The sequence below is a fragment of the Pseudomonas sp. MWU12-2020 genome (assembly GCF_023100605.1).
In the GTDB taxonomy this organism is placed as follows: Bacteria; Pseudomonadota; Gammaproteobacteria; order Pseudomonadales; family Pseudomonadaceae; genus Aquipseudomonas; species Aquipseudomonas fluorescens_H.
Window position 1 is genome coordinate 539,969 of sequence record NZ_JALMEX010000003.1, and the last position, 16,695, is coordinate 556,663.

Genomic DNA, 16,695 nt, shown 5'->3' on the forward strand with positions numbered 1-16,695 from the left:
GCCTCGTCGACAATCGCCGCTTTGCCACGGCGCCTGAGCGGCGACATCGCGTCACCGCGCCCGGTGACCATCAGGAGACGAAATGACTGAGGAGCGCGTCGAGCTGTTGCTCGCCGAGGTACAGGATGAGTTCGGCGTGATTCGCGTGCTGGAAGTGGCCGATTACCGCTTTCTGGAATTCGGCGATGCCATCGAACAGAGCTGCGTGTTCACCGCTGATCCGAGCTGGCTCGAATACGACTACACCCGGGCGATGCTGATTGGCGCGCTGTGCCACGAGCAACCGGAGAGCGCACTGTTTCTCGGCCTCGGTGCCGGCACGCTGACCCAGGCCTGCCTCAAGTTCCTGCCGCTGGAAGACGTCGAAGCCATCGAACTGCGCCCGGACGTGCCACGCCTGGCCATCGAGTATCTGGGGCTGGATGACGATCCGCGCTTGTACATCCGGGTCGGCGATGCGCTGGAATTGCTGCCGACGGCCGAGCCTGCGGATCTGATCTTTGTCGACCTCTACACCGACGTGGGGCCGGGTGTCGGGCATCTGGCCTGGAGTTTCCTCGGCGACTGTCAGAAGCGTCTGAATCCGGGCGGCTGGCTGGTGATCAACCAATGGGCCACCGATGATGGCAAACCGTTGGGCGCCGCATTGCTGCGCGGGCTCTATCACCGGCATTACTGGGAATTGCCGGTGAAGGAGGGCAACGTAATTCTGATTGTGCCGGCGGATCTCGATCAGGAGCTGGACATGCAGGCGCTGACCGCCCGGGCCGAAGCGCTGGCGCCGCGGTTGGGGTATTCGTTGCAATCGTTGATCAAGGCGATTCGCCCGGCGACTTGAGTTGTCATTGATGGCCCCTTCGCGAGCAAGCCCGCTCCCACACTTGAAATGCATTCCAAATGTGGGAGCGGGCTTGCTCGCGAAGAGGGCCTGAAGAGCACCAGATTTCTCAGACCCCTTTGAAGATGCCCGGCCGCCGCTCCACCAGCGACCTGATCCCCTCCTTGGCATCTTCACTGCCCAGCAATTTCTTCACCAGCGCCGGCAACCCCTGCGCCGCCGCTGTCTCACCTTCATACCGCGCCTGGCGCGCCGACATCAGCGTCGCCTGCACCCCCAACGGTGCCTGCCGGGCAATCCGCTCGGCCAGTTCGATCGCCCGTGGCAGCAAATCCTCGCTGGCCATCACTTCCTGCACCAAGCCCAGACGCAACGCATCATGCGCATCGAACTCATCACCGGTCAGCAGCCAACGCATCGCGTTGCCCCAGCCCGCCACTTGATGAAAACGTAACGTCGCGCCACCAAAGGGAAAAATCCCACGCTGCACTTCCATTTGCGCAAAGCGTGTGTTGCTCGCACACAGATTGATGTCGGCTGCCAGCATCAACTCGATGCCGATGGTCAGGCAGTAACCCTGCGCAGCAACAATCACCGGTTTGCTCACTCGCGGTCCGATGAAAACACCCCACGGGTCGCAACCGCCGGTCGGAACCTGCCAGCCTTCGGCGAGGGCGGCGCTGGCGTTGAGCAGGTCCAGGCCGGCGGTAAAGTGCTCGCCGTGCCCGAACACCACGGCCACCCGCGCCTCGCTGTCTGCCTCGAACTCACCGTAGGCCAGGCTCAGGGCATTGAGCAGATCGAGGTCGAACGCGTTGCGCTTGGCGGCTCGGTCGAGGCCGATCAAGTGGACATGACCACGACGTTCACGGCTGACGCGGCCGGGGCAGGGCTGGTTCATGGGGAGATCCTCGGGCGGGAAGGGCGGGTGCAGCGACGGTATGCCGCACATCGGTGAATCGTTTAAGCGTCATCGCCCGCAGGGCCGGGCCTTTGAAAAATAGACCTTCGCACGATTATCCGCAAAACCCCGTTACACAGCGGTGACACACCGATTCAGACGATAAAAAAAGCTCCCTTTTCGGGCAAAATCCGGTATAGTGCGCGCCGGCCTTTAACCGGGCCGCGTTTAGGTAGCGCAATTTCCCGAAGTCAGCTTCGGCTGCACGTCCGCATTGCGGGCTCTTCCCGGACGATTCTTTTTTTCATTCATTCGTTTTCGCAAATCCCCGCCGACAAAGCTGCCAGGGCGACTCTTGAGTCTCAACACGGCATGCGCAGCTTTGGAGCATGGGTCTTTGCGGATGCACTTAGAGGCAGACCCATGACCCAGGAAACCGGCGGATTCGCCGCTTTTAATCTTAACCCGAATATTCTTGCAGCCGTCGCAGCGACCGGCTACGAAGAGCCTTCGGCGATTCAGCAGCAATCGATCCCGATCATCATGGCCGGCCAGGACATGATTGGCCAGGCGCAAACCGGTACCGGTAAAACCGCCGCGTTCGCACTGCCTATTCTGCACCGCATCGATCCTGCCAAGCGCGAACCGCAAGCCCTGATCCTGGCGCCAACTCGAGAATTGGCGCTGCAAGTAGCAACCGCTTTTGAAACCTACGCCAAGCAAATGCCTGGCGTCACCGTTGTCGCCGTTTACGGCGGCGCACCGATGGGCCCGCAACTCAAGGCTATCCGTAATGGCGCACAGATTGTTGTCGCTACTCCGGGTCGTCTGTGTGACCACCTGCGTCGCGACGAGAAAGTCCTGTCGACCGTGAACCACCTGGTTCTCGACGAAGCTGACGAAATGTTGAAACTGGGCTTCATGGATGACCTGGAAGTCATCTTCAAGGCGCTGCCATCGACCCGTCAGACCGTTTTGTTCTCGGCTACCCTGCCGCAGTCGATCCGCGCCATTGCCGAACGCCATCTGCGCGATCCGCAACACGTCAAGATCCAGACCAAGACCCAAACCGTTACCGCGATCGAACAGGCTCATCTGTTGGTTCACGCTGACCAGAAGACCTCTGCCGTTCTCAGCTTGCTGGAAGTGGAAGACTTCGACGCGCTGATCATGTTCGTGCGCACCAAGCAAGCGACCCTGGATCTGGCCAGTGCCCTCGACGCCAAAGGCTACAAAGCCGCTGCGCTGAACGGTGACATCGCCCAGAACCAGCGTGAGCGCGTGATCGACTCGCTGAAAGATGGCCGTCTGGACATCGTTGTCGCGACCGACGTAGCTGCCCGTGGTCTGGACGTTCCGCGCATCACCCACGTATTCAACGTGGACATGCCGTACGATCCGGAATCCTACGTGCACCGTATCGGCCGTACCGGCCGTGCCGGTCGCGAAGGTCGTGCACTGCTGCTGGTGACTCCACGTGAGCGCCGCATGCTGCAAGTGATCGAGCGTGTAACCGGTCAGAAGGTTGCCGAAGTGCGTCTGCCGGACGCTCAGGCGGTTCTCGATGCACGCATCAAGAAACTGACCAACAGCCTGTCGCCGCTGGTCGCTGATGCCGAATCGACTCACGGCGAACTGCTGGATCGCCTGACCGCTGACATCGGTTGCACCCCGCGTGCCCTGGCTGCAGCCCTGCTGCGCAAGGCTACCAACGGTCAAGCGCTGAACCTGGCCGCGATCGAGAAGGAACGTCCACTGGTGCCGAACAACGCACCGCGTGGCGACCGTCCTGAGCGTTCCGGTGATCGTCCTGATCGTGGTGACCGCGAGCGTCGTGCGCCAATGCCTCTGGGCGAAGGTCGTGCCCGTTGCCGTACCGCGCTGGGTGCGCGTGACGGTATCGCCGCCAAGAACCTGCTGGGCGCCATCCTCAATGAAGGTGGTCTGGCCCGCGAAGCGATCGGTCGCATCCAGGTGCGTGACAGCTTCAGCCTCGTCGAGCTGCCGGAAGATGGTCTGGACAAACTCCTGACCAAACTGAAGGACACTCGCGTCGCTGGCAAGCAGCTGAAACTGCGTCGCTACCGCGAAGATTGATCCGCCCTCGGGCTGATTGATCGAACATAAAAAATCCCCGACTGGTTCGGGGATTTTTTTTGCCTGTCTGAAAGAGCAAAGATCGAAGATCAAAAGATCGCTGCCTGCGACAGTTCCTACACAGGGTGTACTCATTCCCCGCTGTAGGAGCTGCCGAAGGCCGCGATCTTTTGATTCTGCGTTTATCCGAAGCGATAGATATCCATGCCTAACGCACCCATCGTGAATCCCCTGTGCGCCACGCTGAACTCGCCCCCCGCACCGCGTGCGAAATACAACGGCAGCAAATGCTCATCGCTCGGATGGCTGCGTACGGCGTTCGGTGCCTGCTGACGGTAATCGTGCAGCGCCGCCTCATCGTTCGCCGCCAGCTTGTCGATCATCCAGTCACGGAAGTCCCGTGCCCATGGCTCGACGCTTTCCGGCCCGGCATGCCAGTCCAGTTCGCGCAGGTTGTGGGTGATGCTGCCTGAGCCGATCAGCAAAATGCCTTGATCGCGCAGGCTAGCCAACGCACGTCCGACACGGGTTTGCAGCGCCGGGCCGCTGCGGCTCGGCAGCGACACCTGCACCACTGGAATATCCGCCTGCGGGTACATCAGCGACAGCGGCACCCAGACGCCGTGATCGAACGGTCGTTGCGGATCAAGGCGTGCCGGCAGATGGGCGGCGTTCAGCAATTCAGCAATTTCGCCTGCCAGTTGCGGATTGCCCGGTGCCGGATATTGCACTTCAAACAGGGCACGGGGAAAGCCGCCGAAGTCGTGCCAGGTCTCTGGTTGCGGATTACTGCTGACCAGCAGTTCCTGACTTTCCCAGTGCGCAGAAACGATGACGATGGCTTTGGGGCGGGGCAGTTCGGCCGCCAGACGCGCCAGAGCCGGGCCACTGGCACCGGGTTCCAGGGCCAGCATGGGCGAGCCGTGGGAGATAAACAGGCTGGGAAACATGGAGAGGTTCCTGAGCGGTAAGATGGCCTCATCTTCAGTCAGATCATTGATCTAAATCTAATATAAGTTTTAACGCCTTTTGATCGATTTTTTTGGGGTGATGCATGCAGCCTGAGTTTTGGCACAAGAAGTGGGAATCCAATCAGATCGGCTTTCATCTGCCTGAGGTGAACCCGTATCTGCAGCGTCACTGGCCGCCGCTGGCTATCCCGGCCCGCGCGCGGGTGCTGGTGCCGTTGTGCGGTAAAAGCCTGGATCTGCTGTGGCTGGCAGGGCGCGGCCATCAGGTGCTCGGGGTCGAGTTGTCGCAGAAGGCCATCGAGGACTTTTTCAGCGAGCATCAGGTAACGCCGCAGGTCAGCGACAAAGGGCCGTTCAAGGTCTATCGCGCGGATTCCATCGAGTTGTGGTGCGGTGATTTCTTTGCGCTGACGGCAGACGATGTAGCGGACTGTGCTGCGTTGTACGACCGGGCAGCGCTGATCGCCTTGCCGCCCCCCATGCGCGAGCGCTATGCAGCGCATCTGCAGCAGATCCTGCCGCCGGGTGTGCAAGGGTTATTGATCACACTGGATTACGATCAGGCGCAAATGTCCGGGCCACCGTTTGCAGTGGCCGATGATGAGGTGCAGCGCTTGCTGGGTGGTGACTGGCAGGTGCGGATGCTGGAAGAGCAGGATGTGCTGGGGGAGAGCTGGAAGTTTCTGCAGGCGGGAGTGACGCGGTTGGAGGAGCGGGTGTATCGGGTTTCTGGCCGATAGTTTTGTATCGGCATTAACAGCCTCTTCGCGAGCAAGCCCGCTCCCACAGGGATCGTCAGTGTTCTAACAATCTCGAATACACCAAAAACCACTGTGGGAGGGGGCTTGCTCCCGAAGAGGCCAGAACAGGCAATCCATAATCCCGAGCACAAAAAAGGCCCGCATCACTGCGGGCCTTTTCATTACTGCACCAGTTGAATCAACCGCGACGACGCAACGCGTCGATACGTTCTTCCAGCGGCGGGTGGCTCATGAACATGCGGGCAAAGCCCTGTTTGATGCCACCGTTGATGCCAAAGGCATTCAGGGTGTCCGGCATGTGCACCGGCAGGCCCTGCTCGGCACGCAGACGTTGCAGTGCGCCGATCATTGCGTTGGTGCCCGCCAGGCGTGCGCCGGCTTCGTCGGCACGGAATTCGCGCTTGCGCGAGAACCACATGACGATGGCGCTGGCGAGGATGCCCAGAACCAGTTCGGCGAAGATCGTTGCCACGTAGTAGGCAATGCCCTGGCCTTCTTCGTTCTTGAAGATCACCTTGTCGACGAAGTTGCCGATGATCCGCGCGAAGAACATTACAAAGGTGTTCACCACGCCCTGGATCAGCGCCAGGGTGACCATGTCACCGTTGGCCACGTGACCGATTTCGTGGGCCAGCACGGCTTTCACTTCATCCGGCGAAAAGCGCTCGAGCAGGCCTTGGCTGACCGCGACCAGCGCGTCGTTCTTGTTCCAGCCGGTGGCGAACGCGTTGGCCTCGTAGGCCGGGAAAATACCGACTTCGGGCATCTTGATCCCGGCTTCACGGGACAGTTGCTCGACGGTTTGCAGCAGCCATTGCTCATGCCGGGTGCGTGGCTGGGTGATGATCTGGGTGCTGGTGCTCATCTTCGCCATCCACTTGGAGATGAACAGCGAGAACAGCGAACCGGCGAAACCAAAGACCGCACAGAAAACCAGCAGCTGACTGAGGTTGAGATCAACCCCGTTGGCCGCCATGAACCCGTTGAAGCCGAACAGGCTCAGGGTGATGCTGGCTATCAGCACGACCGCCAGGTTAGTGGCCAAAAACAGCAGGATGCGCATCATGGTTGTAGAAATCTCCTCAAGCTAAAGATGTAGCGTACTGCGGGGTATATAAGGTGCGGCACCGGGTGATTCAACCGAGTGACTATTTCAAACTGTGTCCTACAGCGGATTCCTGGGTCTGCAGGTCATTGCCCACGACCGAAACCGAAAGGGCTGACAGGCAGCCGCCACCCGCCGCCATTACGTCAGGCGCGTGTAAGCCATATCAATCGCAAGTGTAGAAGGCGCAGTGAGGCGGGGAGGGCAGAAGTGTTGCTGAATCAGACAGCGCGCAACGCAGGACACGTTGCGCACTGTCGACCGGTTACTGGCGGTAGGACTTGAGGAAGTTGCCGATGCGGCCGATGGCCATTTCCAGATCATCGACACGGGGCAGCGTGACCACGCGGAAGTGATCCGGCCACGGCCAGTTGAAGGCCGTGCCTTGCACCACCAGCAGCTTCTCGGAGAGCAGCAGGTCGAGGACGAATTTCTCGTCGTTGTGGATCGGGCAGACTTTCGGGTCGATCCGTGGGAACGCATACAGTGCGCCCATCGGCTTGACGCAGCTGACACCCGGAATGTCGTTGAGCAACTCCCAGGTGCGGTTGCGCTGCTCGAGCAGGCGACCTTGCGGCAGCACCAGATCGTTGATGCTCTGGTAGCCACCGAGGGCGGTCTGGATCGCATGCTGGCTCGGCACGTTGGCACACAGGCGCATGTTGGCCAGCATGTCGATGCCTTCGATATAGCTCTGGGCATTGTGTTTTGGCCCGGAGATGGCGATCCAGCCGGAGCGGAAACCCGCCACGCGGTAGGATTTCGACAGACCGTTGAACGTCAGGCACAGCAGGTCCGGCGCCAGCGAAGCGGTGCAGATGTGCACGGCGTCGTCATACAGGATCTTGTCGTAGATCTCGTCGGAGAACACCACCAGGTTGTGCTGGCGGGCCAGTTCGAGCATGCCCAGCAGCACTTCTTTCGAATACACCGCGCCGGTCGGGTTGTTCGGGTTGATGATCACCATCGCTTTGGTGTTCGGGGTGATCTTGGCCTTGATGTCGGCCAGATCAGGGAACCAGTCGGCGCCCTCGTCGCACAGGTAGTGCACGGCATTGCCGCCGGCCAGGCTCACGGCGGCGGTCCACAGCGGGTAGTCCGGCGCCGGCACCAGCACTTCGTCGCCGTTGTTGAGCAGTGCCTGCAGCGACATCACGATCAGCTCGGACACGCCGTTGCCCAGGTAGATGTCTTCGATGCCGACACCTTCGACATTTTTTTGCTGGTAGTACTGCATCACCGCTTTACGCGCGCTGAACAGGCCTTTGGAGTCGCTGTAGCCCTGGGCCGTCGGCAGGTTGCGGATCACATCCTGAAGAATTTCGTCCGGCGCCTCGAAACCAAACGGTGCCGGGTTGCCGATGTTCAGCTTGAGGATGCGCTGGCCTTCCTCTTCCAGACGTTTGGCGTGCTTGAGCACCGGGCCGCGAATGTCGTAGCAGACGTTGGCGAGCTTGTTCGATTTGCTGAACTGCATGGCGATGTGATCCCGAAAATGAACGATCCAGACGGCGAATGGCCAACCGTACTGGGATTCCTGCGTCTTCGCACAGGCGGAGTCTTGCGCCGTGGCGCCGAGAATCCGTTTGAATGCGCCCGGTCTGACTGCCAGACTGGCGTGTGACGAGGCGCAATCATACGTGCCACCCGATCCGTGGAAAAGGTACAGATCGGGCTTTTTCAGCCGCTGAGGTGTGATGATGGAAAAGTTGGAAAAAACCCTGGAAGAATGGCGTGCGATGCTCGACCCCGAGCAGTACAACGTGTGTCGGCTCAGTGCGACCGAACGGCCGTTCTCCGGCAAATACAACGCCACCAAGACTGACGGTGTCTATCACTGCGTCTGCTGCAACGAGCCACTGTTCGACTCCAAGACCAAATTCGATTCCGGCTGCGGCTGGCCGAGCTTCTACGCGCCGATCGGCGAAAGCGCCATGACCGAAATCCGCGATACCAGCCACGGCATGATCCGCACCGAGGTCAAATGCGCCCGCTGCGATGCGCATCTGGGCCACGTGTTCCCCGATGGTCCGCCACCGACCGGCCTGCGTTATTGCATCAACTCGGTGTGCCTGAATCTCGAGCCGCGCGAGTGATGCGAGCCCCTGTAGGAGCTGCCGAAGGCTGCGATCTTTTGATTTTCAAGATCAACAGATCGCAGCCTTCGGCAGCTCCTACAGGGTTATGTGCAGTTAATTAAATTGCACGCAATTTAATTGCTCGCTATGTTTACGCCTTCTTCCAGAATTCAGAGTGCGGATCATGAGCGACAACCTGCTGAATATCCCTGTCACCACCATCAAGGGTGAGCAAAAGACCCTGGCCGATTTCGCCGGCAAGGTCGTTCTGGTGGTCAACACCGCCAGCAAATGCGGCTTCACCCCGCAATACAAAGGCCTGGAAGAGCTGTGGCAGACCTACAAGGATCAGGGCCTGGTGGTGCTGGGGTTTCCGTGCAATCAGTTTGGCAAGCAGGAGCCGGGCAACGAGGGCGCGATCAGCGAGTTCTGTGAGCTGAACTACGGCGTTAGTTTCCCGCTGTTCAAGAAGATCGACGTCAACGGTTCTGACGCGCATCCACTGTTCGTACAGTTGAAAAAGCGCGCTCCGGGTCTGCTCGGCTCCGAGGGCATCAAGTGGAACTTCACCAAGTTCCTGATCGGCAAGGATGGGCAACTGGTCAAGCGTTTCGCCCCGACCACCAAGCCGCAGGACATGAGCGGCGAGATCGAAGCTCTGCTCAAATGAACAGCCTGCCCGACGATTCGCTGAAGCTCGACAGTCAGTTGTGCTTCAAGTTGTATGCCGCGTCCCGGGCGGTGATTCGCGCTTACAAGCCGATGCTCGATCAGCTTGGCCTGACGTACCCGCAGTACCTGGCGATGCTGGTGCTGTGGGAATGGCAGGACAAAGCGCCGGAGCAACCGACGGTCAAGGCCTTGGGCGAGCGGCTGGCGCTGGACTCCGGCACCCTGACGCCGTTGCTCAAGCGTCTTGAGCAATTGCAGTGGGTGCAGCGCCAGCGTTCGGCGCGCGACGAGCGTGAAGTGCATCTGAGCCTGACCACCCAAGGTCAGGCGCTGCGCGAGCAGGTCGGGCCACTCAAGGCCCGGTTGTTGTGCGACAGCGGGGTGGATCTCGATCGACTCAACGATTTGCGCAACGGCCTCGATCACCTGTTGGGGCAGATCAAAGCACTGACGTAGTCGGAATCCACTGGTCGAGCACCGCCGCCAGCTCTTCGCGGCGGAACGGCTTGGCCAGGTAATCGCTCATGCCGGCCGCACGGCAGCGTTCGCGTTCTTCAAACATGGCGTTGGCGGTCAGTGCGACGATCGGCAGGTGTGGCCAGCGCCCGCTCTGGCGGATCTGCCGGCTCGCTTCGTAGCCGTCCATCACCGGCATGTTGCAGTCCATCAGCACCAGATCGAATTCATCGTGCTCCAGTTGATCGAGCGCCTCGGCGCCGTGGGCGGCGACCACCACATCGCAACCGAGCTTGCCGAGCATGCCCTTGGCCACCAGTTGGTTGACCGGATTGTCCTCCACCAGCAGTACCCGTCCGCGCCGTTGTACGGGCACGCTCTCGAGGCGCGCATCGTTGATCGTAGTGATGTCGGCCAGCAGAATGCGCCGCAGGATCTGATACAGCGCGTTGCGCGCCAGCGGTCGGGCCTGTTGCTGCAATGGCGCCAGCGCCGCGGCTTCTTCGCTGGGCATGAAGCTGCCATAAGCGGTCACCACCAGGATCGGCGTGCTGAGCGTCGGGCGCAGGCTGAACAGGCATTCCGGGCAGTCGGTGATCACCAGGTCGGGAGACAGGCCCAGCAGCGGATCGTCCATGGTGCGCTGTTCATAGGTCACACCCCACACTGGCAACAGCGTCTTGAGCAGTTCCGCCAGGCCGCTGCTGGCAGCGGTGATCGCCAGAACCTTGCCCTGCAGCGGCGGCGGCATCACCGCCCGGGTGTGGCACGGCAACGGCAGGTCGGCACAGAACTGACTGCCGAAACCGGCCTCGGAACTGATGGTCAATCGGCCTTGCATGGCTTCACACAGGTTGTAGGTCAGCGCCAGGCCGAGGCCGGTGCCGCCGTACTGGCGGGTGATGCCGGCACCGGCCTGGGTGAACGGCTGGAAGATTTTCACCTGGGCTTCCTGGGCGATGCCGATGCCGGTGTCGCAGACCTCGATGCGCACCCCGTCGTTATGCGCTGACAGACGCACATCGACCCGGCCGAACCGGGTGAACTTCAGGGCATTGGACAGCAGGTTGCTGACAATCTGCCGTACCCGGGTTGGATCCCCCAGCACCAGCGCGGGGAAGTGCGGGTCGATCAGGCAGGTCAATTCAACGCTGGGCGCCGCGTTCTGCGACAGCAGGTTGGCGGTGTCCTCGATCAGCGAGCCGAGGTCGAACGGGATGTGTTCCAGCTCCAGTTGCCCCGCATCGAACTTGGACAGGTCGAGAATATCGTTGAGCAGTTCCACCAGCACCTTGCCCGAGTCGTGGGCAATCGACAGCTGTTGCTGCTGCTCGGCATTCAGTGGCCCGTCGAGGGACAGGGCGATCATCCCCAGCAGGCCGTTGAGCGGGGTGCGGATCTCGTGGCTCATGTTGGCAAGGAATGCCGAGCGCGCTTCGGCCATGTCCAGCGCGGTGCTGCGGGCCACCTCCAGTTCCTCGTTGGACTGGCTGAGCCGGGTGTTGATGGCCTTGAGCTCGGCGGTGCGGGCCGAGACGATGTGTTCCAGTTGCCCGAGGTAATCGGTCAGGCGGTTTTCGGCGTTGCGGCGTTGCTGGATTTCCGTGGCGATGTTGTCGAACTGCTGGTTGGCGACTTTGACCAGCACGCCGATCTCATCGTTGGCGTGGCCGGCCGGACATTCCAGAGTCGTCGGTTCTGCGCTGCGTGCGTCGCGGGCGCTGAGCTCACGGATCAGACGCACCAGTGGCTTGGTCAGCATCACGTAGAACAGCGCCAGCAGGATGCCGGTGAGGATCAGGCTGCGGGCAAAACCGTTGAGCAGGGTGACTTCGGCGCGGCGCAGGAACCGGCTGCCGAACGCGTAGGTGTCGACTTCCAGACTCAGCGTGCCCAGCGATTCGTTGGGCAGGTGGTCGAGGTACAGGCGGTCTTCGAACTGGCGTTTGGCGCCGAACAGGAAATCGCTGATCACCCGATAACCGCTTTGCAGTTCCGGGCGTTTGACGTTGGCCAGGACGTTACCGTTGTTGTCGGTCATTTGCGCCGAGATGATCGCCGGCGAACGCAACAGGCCCAGGGTCAGTTCCTGCGCCAGTTCCGCGTCGATGTTGTAGGCGATGCGCGATGCCGGATTGTGGCTGATTTCCAGCAAAGACAGGATTTCACGGTTGATGGAGGCGTCTTCACTGGCATAATCGATGCCGATTTGCAGCAGGCTGAGCAGCGTGCCCAGAATGAACCCGACCAGCACAGTGAATCTGGCTTGCTTGTAAGACAGCCGGTGGGTGAATTTGATATCCATAGGGTGTTGAACCACTTCCGTTTCCCTTCGCTGCTCAAGCATAGTCGATCATGTATGGATACCGAGGTTCCCGAATCGCCTTGTAACAAGGCCTGAGCGGGGGTTGTTGATCTGATTGTCGTCGCTGAAGCACCATCATTGCTTTGAACGTGCCCGAGGAGAAGACGTGGATTCCCGATTAAATGCTTTTCTTGAACGCGCCGAGTCGGTTCTGGCGCGGATCGAACCCTTGTTGCCGGCGCCGCGCCCGGTGATCGACTGGGAAACATGCCTCGCGGCGCGCTGGCAGCGTGACGGGCGCAGCGGGTATTTGCTGCCGCTGGAAGTCAGCCTCGACATGCGCCTGTCCGACCTGATCGGCGTTGACCGTCAGTTGGAGCAACTGGGGCGCAACACGCAACAGTTTCTCGACGGCATGCCGGCCAACCACGCGCTGCTCTGGGGCTCGCGCGGCACCGGTAAATCGTCGCTGGTGCGTGCGCTGCTGGCCGAACACGCGAGTGCCGGTCTGCGTTTGATCGAGATCGAGCGTGACCATCTGGCCGACCTGCCGCGCGTGGTCGAGCAGATCGCCAAACTGCCGCAGCGCTTCGTGCTGTTTTGCGATGACCTGTCGTTCGAATCCGGTGAAGGCGACTACCGAGTGCTGAAAAGCGTGCTCGACGGCTCGCTCGAGCAGGCACCGGACAACGTCTTGCTGTACGCCACATCCAACCGCCGCCATCTGGTGCCGGAAAAGGAAAGCGACAACGAAAACTGGAAACGCGTCGACGGCGAACTGCATCCAAGTGAAGCGGTGGAAGACAAGATCGCCTTGTCGGACCGTTTCGGCCTGTGGCTGTCGTTTTATCCGTTTACCCAGGAACACTTCCTCAACGTCGTCGAACACTGGATCGGCCAGTTGGCCGCCAAGGCTGGCTTGAGCTGGCAGCGCGATGAAGAGCTGGACATCCTCGCCGTGCGCTGGGCAACCGGGCGCGGCAATCGCAACGGACGTTGCGCGTACCAATTCGCCCGTTACTGGGTGGGACTGAAATTGCTGGAGCACAAGGCATGATTGATTTGCAACAAAGCGGCCAGGGGCTCGAAGGCTATGGCCTGTTGGCCGCACAACTGGAATCGCTGCTGGCGGACGAGCGCGATTTCATCGCCAACGCCGCGCAGTTTTCGGCGTTCCTGTTCAACCAGCTCGATGATCTGAACTGGGCCGGTTTCTACCTCAATCGCAACGAAGAACTGGTGCTGGGTCCGTTCCAGGGCCAGATTGCCTGCGTGCGCATTCCGTTCGGGCGCGGCGTGTGTGGCGCGGCAGCTGCCAGTCGGCAGACCCAGCGCGTTGAAGACGTGCATGCATTCCCCGGCCATATCGCTTGCGACAGCGCCTCCAACAGCGAACTGGTGGTGCCACTGGTCAAGGACGGTCGGTTGATTGGCGTACTCGATCTCGACAGCCCGAAACTCGCGCGTTTCGGCGCGGACGATCAGGCCGGTATCGAGCAACTGGCGGCGATCTTCCTGCGTCTGACCGACTGCTGATCAGGCGCTCAGGCCAGCCTTGCGCAGCAGGCTGGCCGAGTCCACCGCATCGATCTGTCGCGGATCGAGAAACCGCGCGGCGTACTGCATGTACACCCCGTCGTTGATGAACAACGCAAACAGCTCGGGGTCGATGTGCGCCTCGCGGGACATGGTGGCCATGATCCCCAAGGCTTCACTCAAGGATTTGGCTTTCTTGTACGGCCGATCCGCCGCTGTCAGCGCCTCGAAAATATCGGCAATCGCCATCATCCTCGCCGGCAGGCTCATGTCGTCGCGCTTCAGGCGTTTGGGGTAGCCGCTGCCGTCCATTTTTTCGTGATGACCACCGGCAATTTCCGCAACGCTGCCCAGATGTCCGGGGAAAGGCAGGTGGCTGAGCATCAGGATCGTCTGCACCATGTGGTGATTGATGATGTAGCGCTCCTCACGGGTCAGCGTGCCCCGGGCAATGCTCAGGTTGTAGAGTTCGCCGCGATTGTATTTGTAGCGCGGCACATCCAGTTTGAACCCCCACGGGTTGTCTTCCGGAATCAGTTCGCTGTCGGCGCGCTTGATCAGGTGTTCGGGTTTGTCCGCCAGCAGTGCCTCGCTGACCGGCAGATTCGCAACCGGCGTTTGCGCCTGACGGCGGTTTTCCTCCCATGACACCCCCAGTCGATCATCAAGGGTGCGCGTCCAGCGGCGCTCGGCGATGCGCTCAAGACGCTGCAGATCGGCTGGCGCCATGGCCTCGCCGCCCAGATTGCAACGGGCAACAAAGGCAAAGTCGTCGTCCAGTTCAGCCAACGTGGCGTCACGCAGCTCGCTCAGTTGCGCCTCGTTGCCGCCCAGCGCCAGTGCCTGCCAGTAACTGATCCAGGCATCGCGCTTGAGCACCTCGAAACGCGTGCGGATTTCGTGGATGCGATCGTTGAGGGTTTCCAGTTTGGTGGCCTTGTCGACGACATATTCCGGCGTCGTGACCTTGCCGCAATCGTGCAGCCAGGCCGCGATGTGCAGGGCTTCCCATTCGTCTTCGCTCGGCTGATAGCTCTGGAACGCCGGCGCCTGACTGGCGGCCGCGGCCTGCGCGAGCATCAGGGTCAGTTCCGGCACGCGCTGGCAGTGGCCGCCGGTGTACGGGCTCTTGGCGTCGATGGCGCCGGCCAGCAACTGGATGAACGCATCGAGCAACTGCTTCTGCTTCGCTTGCAGGCGCTGGCTTTCGATACTCACCGCCGCCGCGCCGGAGACTGCTTGCAGGAAGGCGATGCGATCCGGGCGCAGTTTTTCCAGGTCCTGAGCGCTGCCGCTGTCGTTGATCAGCAGGAGCAGCAGGCCGATGGTTTCGTTGTGCCGGTTGCGCAGGCGGATACCGATCAGGTGGATGCGCGGCGACTGCATGGCCAACAAGACTTTCTGCAAGTCCCCGGCCTGTTCAAAGCCAAGGCTGCTGACCACGTTGTCAGCGGTGATCAGTTGCTGGAACCACGTCGGCCCTTGATCGGCCAGAAGATCCCGGCCCAGCACAGCGAACTCGCCGGGTTCCTGCGAAACGCCATCAATTACCAGTCCGTAAGGCTCCATTCGGTTGCCATCGTTTTCGCGCAGATAGATCAACCCCGCTTGCGCTTGGGCGATCTGCACCGTTTCGAACAGCACCCGTTGCAGCAACGGGGCAAAGCGGGTTTCGGCGCACAGGCTGTCGGTGATGCGGAAGAAACTGGCGAGTGTTTCCTTCATGCGGGCCATCGACAGGCTCAACTGATCAACCTCCAGTACCGGCGAGCGACGGGTAACCGGAAAGTTGAAATCGAAGCTGCGAATCGCATCGGCTTCCTTGACCAGCGCATGCAACGGCTTGACCAGAATCCGCGAGGTCAGCCAACCCAGCGGCAGGCACAGCAGCAAGGTCGCGAGGGTGATCAGTGCCCCTTGCCAGCGCATACGGTAGGCGTCGGCCAGCAACTCGTCCTCCGGCACCAACAGGGCCATCTGCAGACCTCTCGGGCCGCCCTCTTGCAGATTGCTGCGGGCGACGATCCAGCGGCGTCCATCGACGTCGAGCCGTTTGCCCGGATGCGTGGTGGACAGCAACGCGTGCAGATTCGGGCTCAGGTCGGCAGCCTTGGCCAGGCGTGCGCTGCTGTCGTCGACAATCAGCCGGCGGCTGTCCGGATAGGCCACGGCATTGCCATCGGCATCGAACAACACGATTTCGGTAGACGGGGTGACCACGTGTTTGAGCAAGGTGGCCGAGAGTGCTTCCAGGGTCAGGTCGGCACCGATCACACTGGTTGCGCCGCTGCGTCGGGCCAGGGTGGTGCCCACGTTGTGCGTGGAGAAAAACACATAGGGTTCGGTGGTGATCTGATCACCCTGTTGCAGGGCGTTGGTGTACCAGTTGCGGGTGCGCGGATCGTAGCGGTCGTCGGGATTGTCCTGGCGCCCGACAGGCATCAGCGCCTGGTCGAAGAACAGTGACTGCGACGACGCGATGCCGCTGGCGTCGTGCTCGATGCTCCAGACCTGATAGGCCGCGTCCGGCGGTGCCTTGAGCAGGGTTTTCAGGGCGCTGGTGCGCAACGGCCGGACCATGAAGAAGTCGCCGTTGCCGTAGCCCAGATACAGCGAAGCGAGATCGGTGTTGTCCTTGAGTGATTGACTGAACGGCTTGAGCAGTGCCAGACGCTGTTGCAGGTTCGAGGCCCCGGCCGCCTGGTTGTCGGCCAGCAGGCTCAGCAGATGACGGATCGGTTCATACGTTGAATGCAGGTCGAGGCGCACGTCCTGTTCGATGCGATTGAACAGGTTTTCGCTGCTCGACAGGATGATTCGGGTGGTCTGGCGATAATTGAACAGTCCCAGTACCACGCCGGTCAGCAACAGCAGAAACGTGAACATGACGCTGATGTGCACGTGCAACGGGAACCGGCGTTGATCCGGGCGCAGTGGGCTGGGCATTGCTGACTCTCCATTGAAGTAAACACACT

The 16,695-nt window shown here is 61.0% G+C and carries 14 protein-coding genes; 8 read left to right on the top strand and 6 right to left on the bottom strand.

The genetic code is table 11. The annotated features are described in order from the left end of the window. Positions 1–82: 82 nt before the first annotated feature. Positions 83–838, top strand: coding sequence for a spermidine synthase (locus M0814_RS09895; RefSeq protein WP_095668663.1), 756 nt, complete (start codon positions 83–85; stop codon positions 836–838). A gap of 109 nt (positions 839–947) precedes the next feature. Here the strand turns inward: M0814_RS09895 and M0814_RS09900 are convergent, their stop codons facing one another. Further along, positions 948–1,739, bottom strand: coding sequence for a crotonase/enoyl-CoA hydratase family protein (locus M0814_RS09900; protein ID WP_103483827.1), 792 nt, complete (start codon positions 1,737–1,739; stop codon positions 948–950). 423 nt (positions 1,740–2,162) lie between these two features. Between M0814_RS09900 and M0814_RS09905 the strand changes: the two genes are divergently transcribed. Further along, positions 2,163–3,836, top strand: a complete 1,674-nt coding sequence (locus M0814_RS09905) for a DEAD/DEAH box helicase (RefSeq protein WP_003226768.1) — start codon at positions 2,163–2,165, stop codon at positions 3,834–3,836. Positions 3,837–4,018: 182 nt separating this feature from the next. Here the strand turns inward: M0814_RS09905 and M0814_RS09910 are convergent, their stop codons facing one another. Continuing rightward, a complete protein-coding gene (locus tag M0814_RS09910) occupies positions 4,019–4,786 on the bottom strand; it encodes a class III extradiol ring-cleavage dioxygenase (RefSeq protein WP_103483826.1) in 768 nt (255 codons plus the stop codon). A 104-nt stretch (positions 4,787–4,890) separates the two neighbouring features. On the opposite strand from M0814_RS09910, the gene M0814_RS09915 reads away from it, so the two are divergent. After that, the gene (locus tag M0814_RS09915) at positions 4,891–5,547 is read left to right on the top strand and encodes a thiopurine S-methyltransferase (RefSeq protein ID WP_103483825.1); all 657 of its coding nucleotides are present in this window, start codon (positions 4,891–4,893) and stop codon (positions 5,545–5,547) included. Between the two features lie 199 nt (positions 5,548–5,746). On the opposite strand, the gene htpX is transcribed toward M0814_RS09915, so the two are convergent. Both htpX and M0814_RS09925 read right to left on the bottom strand, forming a co-directional pair. Beyond that, positions 5,747–6,634, bottom strand: coding sequence for a protease HtpX (htpX, locus tag M0814_RS09920; RefSeq protein WP_045122567.1), 888 nt, complete (start codon positions 6,632–6,634; stop codon positions 5,747–5,749). A 304-nt stretch (positions 6,635–6,938) separates the two neighbouring features. Continuing rightward, complete coding sequence (locus M0814_RS09925) at positions 6,939–8,150, bottom strand: pyridoxal phosphate-dependent aminotransferase (protein ID WP_103483824.1); 1,212 nt, start codon at positions 8,148–8,150, stop codon at positions 6,939–6,941. A 223-nt stretch (positions 8,151–8,373) separates the two neighbouring features. Between M0814_RS09925 and msrB the strand changes: the two genes are divergently transcribed. The 3 genes from msrB (at position 8,374) to M0814_RS09940 (ending at position 9,879) form a co-directional block, all read left to right on the top strand. After that, the gene (gene msrB / locus M0814_RS09930) at positions 8,374–8,769 is read left to right on the top strand and encodes a peptide-methionine (R)-S-oxide reductase MsrB (protein ID WP_103483823.1); all 396 of its coding nucleotides are present in this window, start codon (positions 8,374–8,376) and stop codon (positions 8,767–8,769) included. Between the two features lie 166 nt (positions 8,770–8,935). Further along, positions 8,936–9,421 (top strand): glutathione peroxidase, encoded by a 486-nt coding sequence (locus M0814_RS09935; protein ID WP_103483822.1) that lies wholly within the window; start codon positions 8,936–8,938, stop codon positions 9,419–9,421. Continuing rightward, positions 9,418–9,879 carry a MarR family transcriptional regulator gene (locus tag M0814_RS09940; protein WP_045122566.1) on the top strand — a complete coding sequence of 154 codons (462 nt, stop codon included), beginning with the start codon at positions 9,418–9,420 and terminating at the stop codon, positions 9,877–9,879. Before M0814_RS09935 ends, M0814_RS09940 begins: the two co-directional genes overlap by 4 nt. Here M0814_RS09940 and M0814_RS09945 read toward each other — a convergent pair. Next, positions 9,863–12,184 (bottom strand): response regulator, encoded by a 2,322-nt coding sequence (locus M0814_RS09945; RefSeq protein ID WP_103483821.1) that lies wholly within the window; start codon positions 12,182–12,184, stop codon positions 9,863–9,865. The genes M0814_RS09940 and M0814_RS09945 overlap by 17 nt on opposite strands. A 166-nt stretch (positions 12,185–12,350) precedes the next feature. Here M0814_RS09945 and M0814_RS09950 point away from each other — a divergent pair, with 166 nt between their 5' ends. After that, entirely contained in the window at positions 12,351–13,241 is an 891-nt protein-coding gene (locus M0814_RS09950) for an ATP-binding protein (RefSeq protein ID WP_003226753.1), read from the top strand. Further along, on the top strand, positions 13,238–13,720 hold the full coding sequence (locus tag M0814_RS09955) for a GAF domain-containing protein (protein ID WP_003226750.1): 483 nt from the start codon (positions 13,238–13,240) through the stop codon (positions 13,718–13,720). Before M0814_RS09950 ends, M0814_RS09955 begins: the two co-directional genes overlap by 4 nt. Here M0814_RS09955 and M0814_RS09960 read toward each other — a convergent pair whose 3' ends face one another. Beyond that, positions 13,721–16,666, bottom strand: a complete 2,946-nt coding sequence (locus M0814_RS09960; protein WP_103483820.1) for an HD domain-containing phosphohydrolase — start codon at positions 16,664–16,666, stop codon at positions 13,721–13,723. Positions 16,667–16,695 lie beyond the last annotated feature (29 nt).

Coding starts and splice junctions, on each gene's coding strand:
- M0814_RS09900 (WP_103483827.1), bottom strand. CDS start 1,739: ATGAACCAGCCCTGCCCCGGCCGCGTCAGCCGTGAACGTCGTGGTCAT.
- M0814_RS09955 (WP_003226750.1), top strand. CDS start 13,238: ATGATTGATTTGCAACAAAGCGGCCAGGGGCTCGAAGGCTATGGCCTG.
- M0814_RS09905 (WP_003226768.1), top strand. CDS start 2,163: ATGACCCAGGAAACCGGCGGATTCGCCGCTTTTAATCTTAACCCGAAT.
- msrB (WP_103483823.1), top strand. CDS start 8,374: ATGGAAAAGTTGGAAAAAACCCTGGAAGAATGGCGTGCGATGCTCGAC.
- htpX (WP_045122567.1), bottom strand. CDS start 6,634: ATGATGCGCATCCTGCTGTTTTTGGCCACTAACCTGGCGGTCGTGCTG.
- M0814_RS09915 (WP_103483825.1), top strand. CDS start 4,891: ATGCAGCCTGAGTTTTGGCACAAGAAGTGGGAATCCAATCAGATCGGC.
- M0814_RS09925 (WP_103483824.1), bottom strand. CDS start 8,150: ATGCAGTTCAGCAAATCGAACAAGCTCGCCAACGTCTGCTACGACATT.
- M0814_RS09960 (WP_103483820.1), bottom strand. CDS start 16,666: ATGCCCAGCCCACTGCGCCCGGATCAACGCCGGTTCCCGTTGCACGTG.
- M0814_RS09945 (WP_103483821.1), bottom strand. CDS start 12,184: ATGGATATCAAATTCACCCACCGGCTGTCTTACAAGCAAGCCAGATTC.
- M0814_RS09910 (WP_103483826.1), bottom strand. CDS start 4,786: ATGTTTCCCAGCCTGTTTATCTCCCACGGCTCGCCCATGCTGGCCCTG.
- M0814_RS09895 (WP_095668663.1), top strand. CDS start 83: ATGACTGAGGAGCGCGTCGAGCTGTTGCTCGCCGAGGTACAGGATGAG.
- M0814_RS09935 (WP_103483822.1), top strand. CDS start 8,936: ATGAGCGACAACCTGCTGAATATCCCTGTCACCACCATCAAGGGTGAG.
- M0814_RS09940 (WP_045122566.1), top strand. CDS start 9,418: ATGAACAGCCTGCCCGACGATTCGCTGAAGCTCGACAGTCAGTTGTGC.